The organism is Burkholderia sp. MSh2 (assembly GCF_000731655.1).
Taxonomy (GTDB): Bacteria; Pseudomonadota; Gammaproteobacteria; order Burkholderiales; family Burkholderiaceae; genus Burkholderia; species Burkholderia paludis.
Genome location: NZ_JPGM01000043.1, coordinates 74,163 through 86,217 on the forward strand (window position 1 = coordinate 74,163; position 12,055 = coordinate 86,217).

Annotated in this window: 11 protein-coding genes; 9 read left to right on the forward strand and 2 right to left on the reverse strand. The window is 66.6% G+C overall.

Features of this window, described 5'->3' with window-relative positions; all coding sequences use genetic code 11:
- Positions 1 to 52: 52 nt before the first annotated feature.
- Positions 53 to 1,624 (reverse strand): hypothetical protein, encoded by a 1,572-nt coding sequence (locus GQ57_RS25905; RefSeq protein ID WP_034199415.1) that lies wholly within the window; start codon positions 1,622 to 1,624, stop codon positions 53 to 55.
- Between the two features lie 308 nt (positions 1,625 to 1,932).
- On the opposite strand from GQ57_RS25905, the gene GQ57_RS25910 reads away from it, so the two are divergent.
- The 9 genes from GQ57_RS25910 (at position 1,933) to GQ57_RS42095 (ending at position 11,240) form a co-directional block, all read left to right on the forward strand.
- Positions 1,933 to 2,553, forward strand: a complete 621-nt coding sequence (locus GQ57_RS25910; RefSeq protein ID WP_031397473.1) for a TetR/AcrR family transcriptional regulator — start codon at positions 1,933 to 1,935, stop codon at positions 2,551 to 2,553.
- Positions 2,554 to 2,784: 231 nt separating this feature from the next.
- Entirely contained in the window at positions 2,785 to 3,828 is a 1,044-nt protein-coding gene (locus GQ57_RS25915; protein ID WP_034199429.1) for an NADP-dependent oxidoreductase, read from the forward strand.
- A 98-nt stretch (positions 3,829 to 3,926) separates the two neighbouring features.
- Positions 3,927 to 4,226, forward strand: coding sequence for a putative quinol monooxygenase (locus GQ57_RS25920; RefSeq protein ID WP_031397475.1), 300 nt, complete (start codon positions 3,927 to 3,929; stop codon positions 4,224 to 4,226).
- A gap of 141 nt (positions 4,227 to 4,367) precedes the next feature.
- Positions 4,368 to 4,823, forward strand: a complete 456-nt coding sequence (locus GQ57_RS25925) for a (2Fe-2S)-binding protein (RefSeq protein WP_034199416.1) — start codon at positions 4,368 to 4,370, stop codon at positions 4,821 to 4,823.
- 84 nt (positions 4,824 to 4,907) lie between these two features.
- Positions 4,908 to 7,127 (forward strand): xanthine dehydrogenase family protein molybdopterin-binding subunit, encoded by a 2,220-nt coding sequence (locus GQ57_RS25930; RefSeq protein ID WP_034199417.1) that lies wholly within the window; start codon positions 4,908 to 4,910, stop codon positions 7,125 to 7,127.
- A gap of 14 nt (positions 7,128 to 7,141) precedes the next feature.
- A complete protein-coding gene (locus GQ57_RS25935) occupies positions 7,142 to 8,440 on the forward strand; it encodes a c-type cytochrome (RefSeq protein ID WP_034199418.1) in 1,299 nt (432 codons plus the stop codon).
- 151 nt (positions 8,441 to 8,591) lie between these two features.
- Positions 8,592 to 10,037: an NAD-dependent succinate-semialdehyde dehydrogenase gene (locus GQ57_RS25940; protein WP_034199419.1), complete on the forward strand. Its 1,446-nt coding sequence runs from the start codon at positions 8,592 to 8,594 to the stop codon at positions 10,035 to 10,037.
- Positions 10,038 to 10,206: 169 nt separating this feature from the next.
- Positions 10,207 to 10,641, forward strand: coding sequence for a lysozyme inhibitor LprI family protein (locus GQ57_RS40205; protein WP_081896773.1), 435 nt, complete (start codon positions 10,207 to 10,209; stop codon positions 10,639 to 10,641).
- 260 nt (positions 10,642 to 10,901) lie between these two features.
- Entirely contained in the window at positions 10,902 to 11,240 is a 339-nt protein-coding gene (locus GQ57_RS42095; RefSeq protein ID WP_152603354.1) for a hypothetical protein, read from the forward strand.
- 567 nt (positions 11,241 to 11,807) lie between these two features.
- Here GQ57_RS42095 and GQ57_RS43865 read toward each other — a convergent pair.
- Positions 11,808 to 12,055: hypothetical protein (locus GQ57_RS43865; protein ID WP_235215132.1), on the reverse strand; the 248-nt coding region annotated here is incomplete at its 5' end.

Sequence of the window (12,055 nt, forward strand, 5' to 3'; positions counted from 1 at the left end):
CCGGCGGGATGCCACCCGCCCGACCGACCGCCTGTCCGGCTGCCGCTTCGACTCAGCTCAGCACGTACCTGGAAGGCAGCGGCGGCGCATCCGCCGGAATCGTGACGAGCGACGTGTTCAGCCAACTCTGCGGCGTGCCGTTCGACTGCGCATAGGCGCCGACGTACGGCATCATCCGCGTCGTCTGATAGACCTGCGGCGTCCAGCCCGCCGGCGCGAGGAAGATCGACGTCGCGCGCTTCTCGCTGTATGCGGACGCGCCGTACGTCGAGATATTCCACAGCGTCTGCTGATACGTCGCGTAGTCGGCGTTGTGGCGCGAGCCGCCGGCCTGCCAGCCTTCGAGCTGAATGAACGTGTTGTACGTGCCGGCGCCCGCGAGCAGGTTGTTGACCGTGCGCCCGTACAGGAACGACAGGATCAGGCCGCAGTTCGCCGGCGCGAAATCGCTGCCGACGCTCAGGTAGTAACGGCCGGTCGTATTCAGCACCGATGCGTAGTGCGAGTTGCCGATATCCGTCGACGTCGTCAGCCCGCTTGCACCCATGAAGCTGTCGAACGCCTGCATCGTGACGCCTGCGGGGAGGTCGCTCGTCGCGCTGATCGCGACGATGTGCGAGCCGGCCGCCAGCAGCGTCAGGAACGCGGACAGCGTGCCTGCGATCCAGTTGCCCTGCGCATCGACGAACGGAAACGCCCGGTAGCCCGTCAGCGCGAAGACGGCCGGATCGGAGCCGGCCTGCCATGCGATCTGCGGCACCCACATCGTCAGCGGGCCGGTGCTCGATGCGCTGGACACGTATTGTTTCAGCGCGTCGATGAGCTGCGCGTCGGTCGCTGGCAGCACGCCGTACGCGGCGCCGCTCTGCCAGCGCTGCACCCATTGCGCGACGAACCCCGCGAGCTGGCCGCCGGTGAAATCGGCGGGCGGCACGTAACCGAGCGGCCCCGTGCCCTGGTAAGCGGACTGGATCGCCGCGGCCGTGCGCACGTTGGCGCCGAACATGCTGTTCGCGAAATCCTGGCAGTTGTTGGCCGGCGGCGTCGCGAGCTGCGCAAGCGGAACGACCCAGGCGCCGTTCGCGGTCGGGACGCCGCGATACAGCGTGAGATTGGCGACCGAGTCGTGTCCGGGAAACGTGGCGGCGTCCGCACCGGACACATAGCCGGCCGACGGCGTGACGCTGACGGTGGTCGGCTGAGATCCGAACGGGTGCGTGTACGAGATCGCGAACGACGCGTCGCCGCCGGCCAGGCCGAAGGACCCCGTGCAGTCGCCCCAGCTGTTCGACGCACTCACGGCGGTCGATTGTCCGGTCGCGATCTGCGCCTGCGACGCCTGCGGTATCGAACCGCTCTGGCTCGCCGCGCTGCCGAAGGCGAGCGTCGACGACGGAATCGCGTTGACGACGTTGATCGTGATCGAGCGGTCGGCGATGCCGTAGCTGCGCGTGGACGCGTTGGCCGCGCCGGCGGCGGCGAACGACGATGCGGATGCCGGGCTGCCGTCGCCGCCGCAGGCAGCCAGCGAGCCAACGAGCGGCGACAGGGTCAGCGCGGCGCCGCGCTGGATGAAGCGCCGGCGATTCGGCGCGGACGGGCGTTCGGGTTTCGAAGCGGTCATGGGGCGTTCCTGGTCACGGGTTCGAGAGGAGGCAACGACGATCCGGCGCATTGCACACGTGTGCAATGCCGGCCGGGATACGGCACCTGCCGGCACATGCGCCGCGCGTATTTATCCGGGAAATCGATGAAACGCCCGCGACGAAACCAAGTCGCTGATGTGACGGCGCGCACGCCGCCATGCGCGGGCAGGCCGGAACGGACGCCGCCGGGCATTGGGCGCCCGGCGGGGATCGGGTAAAGTGCCGCTCAACATGCCGGTTCGACGTTACTAGACGACCGGTCTAATCGTTGCTAACATACGCCATCATGAATGCATCTTCAGGCGCGGAAGTCCGCCAGCACATCCTGAATATCGCCAAGCCGATCATGCTCCACAAGGGGTTTTCGGCCGTCGGCCTGAACGAGATTCTCGCTGCGGCGGGGATCCCGAAGGGCTCGTTCTACCATTACTTCGGTTCGAAAGAGGCATTTGGCGAGGCGCTGCTCGAGTCGTATTTCGAAGGCTATCTCGCGCATCTCGACAACCTGCTCAAGCGCCAGGCCGGCACGGGCGCCGAGCGCCTGATGACGTACTGGGGCAACTGGCTGCACACGCAGTGCGCGGACGATCCGGAAGGCAAGTGCCTCGCGGTGAAGCTCGGCGCGGAAGTGTCGGACCTGTCGGAGGCGATGCGCGCGGTGCTGCGGCAGGGCACGAGCCAGATCATCGAGCGGCTCGCCGGCGGCATCGAGGCGGGGCTGGCGGACGGCTCGCTGAGCGCAGTCGACGATCCGCCGCACACGGCCGCGATCCTGTACGAGCTGTGGCTGGGCGCGACGCTGCTGGAGAAGATTCATCGCAACCGCAAGCCGCTCGAAAGGGCGATGGTCGAGACGCGGCGCATGCTGAACCTGCCGCCGGCCGCGCTCGACGACGGACAGCCGTAAGACGGGCGCGCATGGGCGCGCCTTGTTTTTACCCTTATTCTAGACGACTGGTCTACTTGATTCTTGCATGACGAACGTACCGTGCCGCGTTACGCTGCTCCGACGATCCCCCCGCACCCGAGCAACCGCGACGCGGCCGCCGCTGCCGATGCCCGCGTGCACCTTCCGCTGCTACACCGCTGATCCGATCGTGCCCGCGAGGCACGCCCATTCCTGTTGACGGAGGCATACATGCCGCAAAGCAAGACCGCAAACCGCCAGATCGTTTTGAATTCGCGCCCGGTCGGCGCGCCGACGCCGGGCAACTTTCGCGCCGAATCCGCTGACGTGCCGACGCCCGGCGCCGGCCAGGTGCTGCTGCGCACGGTCTGGCTGTCGCTCGACCCGTACATGCGCGGCCGGATGAGCGACGCGCCGTCCTATGCGGCACCGGTCGAACTCGGCGGCGTGATGGTCGGCGGCACGGTTAGCCAGGTCGTGGCGTCGAACCTGCCCGCGTTCCGCGAAGGCGACCTGGTGGTCGCGGGAGCGGGGTGGCAGGACTACGCGCTGTCCGACGGCCGCGACCTGATTCCGCTCGGCCGCGACTTCGCGCATCCGTCGTACGCGCTTGGCGTGCTCGGCATGCCCGGCTTCACCGCCTATACGGGGCTGTTGACGATCGGCGAGCCGAAGGCCGGCGAAACCGTGGTCGTCGCGGCGGCGAGCGGCGCGGTCGGCTCGGTGGTCGGCCAGATCGCGAAGCTGAAGGGCTGCCGCGTGGTCGGCATTGCCGGCGGCGCCGACAAGTGCGCCTACGTGACCGGCACGCTCGGCTTCGACGCGTGCGTCGACCATCGCGATCCCGCGTTGGCCGCGAAGCTGAAGGACGCATGCCCGAACGGCATCGACGTCTATTTCGAGAACGTCGGCGGGGCCGTGTTCGATGCGGTGTGGCCGTTGCTCAACGATCACGCGCGGGTGCCCGTCTGCGGGATCGTCGCGCATTACAACGACACCGCGCTGCCGACCGGCCAGGACCGCGTGGCGGCGCTGATCGGCACGATCCTGCGCAAGCGCATCCGCATGCAGGGTTTCATCATCCGCGATCACTATGCCACCGGCCTTGCATCGTTCATGAAGGACATGCGCGAATGGGTCGCGCAGGGCAAGGTGAAGACGCGCGAGGACGTCGTCCCCGATCTCGCCGATGCGCCGCAAGCGCTGATCGGCTTGCTCGCCGGCCGGAACTTCGGCAAGGTTGTCGTGCGCGTGGGCCCGGACGAACTGGCCTGACACGACGGTAACGGTTCGCAGCAACAAACGGCCGCCCGCCGGCATCGCCAGACGCCGGCCGGCGGTTTTCCCGATTCCGTCCGGAAAGGAGTGACAAGATGGCCCTTCACGTGATTGCTTCCCTGTTCGTGAAGCCCGAGCATGCACAGGCCGCCGAGGCCGAACTGCGCAACTTGGTCGCCAGGACGCGCGCCGAGCCGGGCAACCGGCGCTACGACCTGTTCCGCGCGCAGGACGGTGCGCCTGATCTGCATCTGTACGAGATCTACGACGACCAGGCCGCCTTCGATGCGCATCTCGCGAGCCCGCACTTCGGCGAATTCAGCGAGAAATCGGCGGACTGGTTCACCGCGCCGCCGGTCATCCGGGTGCTGTCGAACCTCGACGTGGCCGGATAACCGCGCAGGAACACCGCGACGGCCCGCTTCTCCCGGGGGCCGCGCGGCACCCGTCGCGCCCGGCGCGACGACAACAACAACGACAACACCGCACGGCGCGTCCATCGCGCCGATTCCCCCAATACCGGCCCCGGAGGCTGAATGATTACCCTCACCATCAACGGCGCAACCCACCCGGTCGACGTCCCCGATGACATGCCCCTGCTCTGGGTGCTGCGCGACGTCGTCGGCCTCACCGGCACGAAGTTCGGTTGCGGGATCGCGCAATGCGGTGCGTGCACCGTCCATCTCGACGGCGTCGCCGCACGCTCGTGCGTGCTGCCGGTCGCGGCCGTCGCGGGCCGCAGGATCACGACGATCGAGGCCGTCGGCGCGACGCCGGCCGGCCACAAGGTCCAGCAGGCGTGGCGTGAGCTCGACGTCGTCCAGTGCGGCTACTGCCAGTCGGGGCAGGTGATGGCCGCCACCGCGCTGATCGCGTCGAACCCGAACCCGACCGACGCCGACATCGACGCGGCCATGGCCGGCAACATCTGCCGCTGCGGCACGTACAACCGGATTCGCGCGGCGGTCAAGCAAGCCGCGCAGGGGGCCTGAGATGAACCTGTTCTCATGCTCGCCTGGTGCGCTGCCCGCCGCGGGAGCGGTCAGCCTTGTTGAATCCACGTTGCGGAGGCCGACATGTCGCGCGGACTGATCGAAGCAGGTCGGGCCGGTGCGGGCGTCTCGCGCCGGTCGTTTCTGAAACTCGGCATGTCGCTCGGCGCGGCGGCCGGCGGCGGCCTGCTGCTCGGCTTCAGCCTGCCGGCGGCGGGGGACGATGCGCGGCGCTCGGTGATCGGCGGCGACGCGGCCGAACCCGCGCAGGCCGGCGTATTCGCGCCGAACGCGTTCGTGCAGATCGATCGCGCCGGCAAGGTCACGCTGGTGATGCCGAAGGTCGAGATGGGGCAGGGCGTCTATACGGCGCTGCCGATGCTGATCGCCGAGGAACTCGAAGTGCCGCTGTCGAGCGTGACGCTCGACCATGCGCCGCCGAACGAGAAGCTGTTCCTCGACCCGCTGCTCGGCGGCCAGCTCACCGGCGGCTCGACGTCGATACGCTACGCGTGGGAACCGCTGCGCCGCGCGGGTGCGACGGCGCGCACGCTGCTGGTCGCGGCGGCGGCGAAGCAGTGGAAGGTCGATCCGGCCGCCTGCCGCGCCGCGAACGGCGAAGTGCAGCATCCGCCGAGCGGCCGGCGCGCCTCGTACGGCCAGCTCGCCGATGCGGCGGCGAAGCTGCCGGTGCCGAAGGATGTCGTGCTGAAGAAACCCGCGGATTTCAAGCTGATCGGCACGCCCGCGAAGCGGCTCGATTCGCCGGAGAAGGTCGACGGCACCGCGCAGTTCGGGCTCGACGTGCGGCTGCCCGGCATGCTGTACGCGGTGATCGTGAACAGCCCGGTGTTCGGCGGCACGGTCGCCGGCGTCGACGACACCGCCGCGAAGAAGATTCCCGGCGTGCGCCAGGTCGTCCGCGCGGACAACGCGGTCGCGGTGGTCGGCGATCACACGTGGGCCGCGAAGCGGGGCGCGTCGGCGCTGGTCGTGAAGTGGAACGAAGGCGCGGGCGCGAAGGTGTCGACGAAGGACATCGTCGCGGATCTCGCGCAGGCCGCGACAAACGGCAAGGGCGCGGTCGCGCGCAAGGACGGTGACGTCGCCAAGGGTTTCTCGAATGCGAAGACGCGCATCGACGCCGTGTACGAGCAGCCGCTCCTCGCGCACGCGACGATGGAGCCGGTGAACTGCACGGTGCAGGTGCGTAGCGACGGCTGCGAGATCTGGGTCGGCACGCAGGTGCCGACGCGGGCGCGCGATACCGTGCAACAGCTTACGGGCCTCGCGCCGGAGCGGATCGTCGTGCACAACCATCTGCTCGGCGGCGGCTTCGGCCGGCGGCTCGAGACGGACATGATCGCGCAGGCCGTGAAGATCGCCAAGCAGGTCAACGCGCCCGTGAAGGTGGTGTGGACCCGCGAGGAGGACATCCAGCACGACATGTACCGGCCGTACTACTACGACCGGATCTCGGCCGGCCTCGACGCGAACGGCAAGCCGATCGCGTGGCAGCACCGGATCGTCGGCTCGTCGATCCTCGCGCGCTTCGCCCCGCCGGCGTTCAAGGACGGCGTCGATCCCGACGCGGTCGAGGTCGCCGCCGATCTGCCGTACGACCTGCCGAACCAGCTGATCGACTACGTGCGGCAGGAGCCGCGCCATGTGCCGACCGCGTTCTGGCGCGGCGTCGGGCCGACGCGCAGCACGTTCGTCGTCGAGAGCTTCATCGACGAACTGGCCACACAGACCAGGACCGACCCCGTGCAATACCGTCGCGCGCTACTCGGCAAGACGCCGCGCGCGCTCAACGTGCTCGACGTCGCGACGAAGGCGGCCGGCTGGGGCCCGTCGCTGCCGAAGGGGCAAGGGCGCGGCGTATCGGTCATGCACGCGTTCGGCAGCTTCTTCTCGATCGTCGTCGACGTCGCGGTGGACAACGGCGAGGTGCAGGTGAAGCGCGTCGTCTGCGCGGTCGATTGCGGGATGGTCGTCAATCCGGACACGATCGAGGCGCAAGTGCAGGGCGGCATCATCTTCGGGATCACGGGCGCGCTGTACGGCGAGATCACGATCGAGGACGGCCGCGTCGTGCAGACCAATTTCACCGACTACCGGATGCTGCGCATCAACGAGACGCCGCCCATCGAGGTTCATCTGGTGAAGAGCGGCGAGGCACCGGGCGGAATCGGCGAACCGGGCACCGCCGCGACGGCGGCGGCCCTGTCCAACGCGATCTTCGCGGCCACCGGCACACGGCTGCGCAAGCTGCCGGTCGGCGACCAGTTGAAGACGGCATGAGGGGAGGGACGATCATGCGAAACCTCACCCTGAACGTGCTCGGCGCGTCGCTGCTCGCGCTGTCGGCGGTGTCGGCCGGCACCGCCGCGCATGCCGCGCAAACGGCGCTGGCCGACAGCGCGCTCGTCGCGCGCGGCGCGTATCTCGCGAAAGCCGGCGACTGCGTCGCGTGCCACACCGCGCCGCGCGGCACGCCGTTCGCCGGCGGCCTGAAGATGGTCACGCCGATGGGCGCGATCTACACGACCAACATCACGCCCGACCCGGACACGGGCATCGGCGGCTATACGGAAGCCGAGTTCGCGAGCGCGCTGCGCGCCGGCGTCGCGAAGGACGGCCATCACCTGTATCCGGCGATGCCGTATCCGTCGTACGCAAAGCTGAAGGACGACGACGTGAAGGCGCTGTACGCGTACTTCATGCACGGCGTCGAACCGGTGAAGCAGGCGAACCGGCCGTCCGACATCCCGTGGCCGCTCAACATGCGCTGGCCGCTCGCGTTGTGGAATGCGGTATTCCTCGACACGACGCCTTATGCCGACAAGCCGGCCCGGGACGCGTTGTGGAATCGCGGCGCCTATCTCGTGCAGGGGCTCGGACACTGCGGGTCGTGCCACACGCCGCGCGGCGTCGGCTTCCAGGAGAAGGCGCTCGACGAGGGCGGCAGCGTGTTCCTGTCCGGCGCGCCGATCGACAACTGGTTTGCGTCGAACCTGACCGGCGAGTACAACACGGGGCTCGGCCGCTGGAACGAGGCCGACGTCTCGCAGTTCCTGAAGACCGGCGCGAACCGCCACGCCACCGCGTTCGGCTCGATGGTGAGCGTGATCAACCACAGCACGCAGGCATTGACCGACGACGATCTGGCGGCGATTTCCCGCTACCTGAAAACGCTGCCGGCCGCCGGAGGGACAGGCGCACCGCCTTACCGCTATGATCCGAAGGCGACGCAGGCTGCGCTGGGCCGGCCGGCAACCGATCCGGGCGCGAAGGTGTATAACGCTTACTGCCTGCATTGCCATGGCGTGGACGGGCGCGGCTACGCGCCGCTGCTCGCGCCGCTCGCGGGCAACCCGAACGTGCTCGAGGCCGATGCCGCGTCGCTGATCAACGTGACGCTGAACGGCAGCGACACGCTCGTGATCGACGGCGTGCCGTCCGCGTATCCGATGCCGGCGTTTTCGAACCAGCTGAACGACCGGCAGATCGCCGACGTGCTGACGTTCATGCGCGCCGGCTGGAACAACGGTGCGCCGGCCGTGCAGCCGGCGGACGTCGCGAAACTCCGCAAGGCGATGGCGGCCGCGCGCTGAGCGCGGCCTCATGCGGAACGACGGCAGGCCCGTGTGCCGGCCGTCAGTACCGCCGGGGGCGCGCCTGCCCCGGCGGCCTGGTTTTTTGTCAACCCGCGCGCGGCCGTTCGCGGCAGCGCGCGTTTTATCGACGCAATGTAGGGGTGTCTGGATGGCTAACGTGACTTATACGGATACGCAACTGCTGATCGACGGCGAGTGGGTCGACGCCGCGAGCGGCAAGACGATCGACGTCGTGAACCCGGCGACCGGCAAGCCGATCGGCAAGGTGGCCCACGCGGGCATCGCCGATCTCGACCGTGCGCTCGCCGCCGCGCAACGCGGCTTCGAGGCGTGGCGCAAGGTGCCCGCGCACGAGCGCGCGGCCACGATGCGCAAGGCGGCCGCGCTGGTGCGCGAACGCGCCGACGCGATCGCGCAACTGATGACGCAGGAGCAGGGCAAGCCGCTCACCGAAGCGCGCGTCGAAGTGCTGTCGGCCGCGGACATCATCGAATGGTTCGCGGACGAAGGCCGCCGCGTGTACGGCCGCATCGTGCCGCCGCGCAACCTTGGCGCGCAGCAGACGGTCGTGAAAGAGCCGGTCGGCCCGGTCGCCGCGTTCACGCCGTGGAATTTCCCGGTCAACCAGGTCGTGCGCAAGCTGAGCGCCGCGCTCGCGACCGGCTGCTCGTTCCTCGTGAAGGCGCCGGAAGAGACCCCCGCATCGCCGGCCGCGCTGCTGCGCGCGTTCGTCGACGCAGGCGTGCCGGCCGGCGTGATCGGCCTCGTGTACGGCGATCCCGCTGAGATCTCGTCGTACCTGATTCCGCACCCGGTGATCCGCAAGGTCACGTTTACCGGTTCGACGCCGGTCGGCAAGCAGCTCGCCGCGATGGCCGGCCTGCACATGAAGCGCGCGACGATGGAGCTGGGCGGCCACGCGCCGGTGATCGTCGCCGAGGATGCCGACGTCGCGCTCGCGGTGAAGGCAGCCGGCGGTGCGAAGTTCCGCAACGCCGGGCAGGTCTGCATTTCGCCGACGCGCTTCCTCGTGCACAACAGCATCCGCGACGAATTCACGCGTGCGCTGGTCAAGCATGCGGAGGGGCTGAAGGTCGGCAACGGTCTCGAGGAAGGCACGACGCTGGGCGCGCTCGCGAACCCGCGCCGGCTGACCGCGATGGCGTCGGTGGTCGACAACGCACGCAAGGTCGGTGCGCGGATCGAGACGGGCGGCGAGCGGATCGGCTCGGAAGGCAACTTCTTCGCGCCGACCGTGATCGCGGACGTGCCGCTCGACGCCGACGTGTTCAACAACGAACCGTTCGGCCCGGTCGCGGCCATTCGGGGCTTCGACAAGCTCGAGGAGGCGATCGCGGAAGCGAACCGCCTGCCGTTCGGTCTGGCCGGTTATGCGTTCACGCGCTCGTTCGCGAACGTGCACCTGCTGACGCAGCGCCTCGAAGTCGGGATGCTGTGGATCAACCAGCCGGCGACGCCGTGGCCGGAAATGCCGTTCGGCGGCGTGAAGGATTCGGGCTACGGGTCGGAAGGCGGGCCGGAAGCGCTCGAGCCGTATCTCGTCACGAAGTCGGTGACGGTGATGGCGGTCTGATGGTCGACCGGTCGCGCGCGGTGCTCGGTTGGGGTGCCGTGCGCGATCGGGGGTGGGGTGGGTGCTTGCCTGGTGCGTGCTGTTTTTTTCAGGTTGCCGGGTGGTCGAACGGCATACCGGATTTGCCCGGATCGCCATATGAACGGAAAAAACAGGAACGGGAGCAAGAATGCATATCCACGTGTCGACGTCCAGCCCGCGTCGCGCAGCGCTCGGCGTCGCCATGGCGCTGACATTTTCGTGGTTCCCCGCTGCGCAAGCGCAGAGTTGCACACCTGACAGCGTTGCGCCCGAGTGCTTGCTGCAGCGTAGCCAGGATGAATATCAGCAAGCAGACAACGAATTGAACCGCACGTACCAAAAGGTTTTGAAGTCGATGTCTCGGCCACGAGATGAGTACGTCAACTATCCGGAACTCAAGGTGAAATTTGTCGAGGCTCAGCGGCAATGGGTCCGTTTTCTCGTCAACGAGTGTACCGCTTGGTATCTGATAAACGAGGCAGGCGCAGATCGCAATCTTGATCTGCTGACATGCGAAACAGACAGAACGCGTGATCGTACGCGTGAATTAAATGCGTGGCTTAAGCAAGTGGGCCGCGATTAGCGCAGTATCTCGCAACCAGCCATGCTACGAAACCTTGTAGCTTCGGCCGCTGCGAACGGGAAGGGTCTTGCTTCTGTCTTTGACGCGGCCCGTTATCGGGAGGCCGGTGGCGGCCGATAGTGTGGAAAAACTCCCTGACCGCTGGTCTTGCCGCACGGAGAAGGGCGGCAACAGAGTCGGCCAGTTGCAGACATTCGACGCGACGAGCAAAGTTGGTGACAATCGGGAACCTAGGCACCCGGCTATCCGCAGGTAACGATATGACGCGTCCGTCCAGCCCACCGGATCTGATCGTAAATTTCTCCCTGAAGGCACGTAGATCAGATGGCTCATTGAAAAAGGTCATCTCGGGCTATCGCCCAATCTACAAGGTGCGTGATGACTACTGGTCATCCACACATCATGAATTCATGGATGCAACTGGCATCTGTACGGGGCAGCAACGTAAGGCGGAGGTCTGGCTTTTGTCTCCCGAGGCGTATCCACACACGTTTTGGATCGGTCGACGTGTTGAAGTAGCCGAGGGTTCAAGGACTGTAGGCGTTGCCGAGGTCCTGCAAATACTCAACCCCCTGCTCGAAATGTCTGCGGATAGCTGACATGTCCGGTCATGTTTCGATCTAGACACGTCAAATGTGGAGAACGCGTATCCCGAGAAACCAGAGAATCCATTGAGCGGCAGCGGCACCGACAAGGTATGCGAATACGATTTGGGTTGGTCTGCGACGAGAAAACAAAAAGAATCCGAGCACGGCGAACAGGATGGGCGGCCCAAACAAGTATCCGAACAGCTCGATTGTGGCGTATGTTGTTGCAGGGCATGCGTCGACGCCGCCGCCACACGTTCCGGCCGGTGGCGTACACCAATGCTCGATCACCGTGCATAGACGACTATCGACCGCTGACCATGCGACGATGCTGACAAGCCCAGCGAAAGCAAATCCAATCGTTCCTGACAGGCGACGCATTGTTTGATTTCCCGAAAAGAATTTGCTTCGAATTCCGCAGATGAGGTTCGCGGTCGGTTTGCCGTCGATCCAGCACTTCAAGCGCGAGCAGGCGGAGCATTTCAGCCAAAGGCCGGGGAGTTCACGGCAAGGTCGTTACGTACAATACCAATGCAGCAGTGCAAGCGGAGGCGATTTCGGTAGCCGCTGGACCGTCGATCAAGTTTCCGAAGGTTGTCTTTTTGATTTGACATAACGTGAATTATCGACAATTTTGGTTGTAGCAGCTAGATTGAAATGTCCGCTTTTGGCTACATAGAAATGTCCGCTTTCGTGTGCGGATTCAACCCGTCGATGCAACACACTTGAAGCTGCATAGCAGCGAGGAGTGTTGCAATGAAACAGAGGCGGCGGATCTACTATACAGACAGTCAGAAAGCGGTCATGTGGGAGCGCTGGCGCAAGGG

Excerpts from the sequence above, each read along its gene's own strand:
- GQ57_RS25920 (WP_031397475.1), top strand. The coding sequence starts at position 3,927 with ATGGCCCTTCACGTGATTGCTTCCCTGTTCGTGAAGCCCGAGCATGCA.
- GQ57_RS25910 (WP_031397473.1), top strand. The coding sequence starts at position 1,933 with ATGAATGCATCTTCAGGCGCGGAAGTCCGCCAGCACATCCTGAATATC.
- GQ57_RS25935 (WP_034199418.1), top strand. The coding sequence starts at position 7,142 with ATGCGAAACCTCACCCTGAACGTGCTCGGCGCGTCGCTGCTCGCGCTG.
- GQ57_RS42095 (WP_152603354.1), top strand. The coding sequence starts at position 10,902 with ATGACGCGTCCGTCCAGCCCACCGGATCTGATCGTAAATTTCTCCCTG.
- GQ57_RS25905 (WP_034199415.1), bottom strand. The coding sequence starts at position 1,624 with ATGACCGCTTCGAAACCCGAACGCCCGTCCGCGCCGAATCGCCGGCGC.
- GQ57_RS25915 (WP_034199429.1), top strand. The coding sequence starts at position 2,785 with ATGCCGCAAAGCAAGACCGCAAACCGCCAGATCGTTTTGAATTCGCGC.
- GQ57_RS25940 (WP_034199419.1), top strand. The coding sequence starts at position 8,592 with ATGGCTAACGTGACTTATACGGATACGCAACTGCTGATCGACGGCGAG.
- GQ57_RS25925 (WP_034199416.1), top strand. The coding sequence starts at position 4,368 with ATGATTACCCTCACCATCAACGGCGCAACCCACCCGGTCGACGTCCCC.
- GQ57_RS40205 (WP_081896773.1), top strand. The coding sequence starts at position 10,207 with ATGCATATCCACGTGTCGACGTCCAGCCCGCGTCGCGCAGCGCTCGGC.
- GQ57_RS25930 (WP_034199417.1), top strand. The coding sequence starts at position 4,908 with ATGTCGCGCGGACTGATCGAAGCAGGTCGGGCCGGTGCGGGCGTCTCG.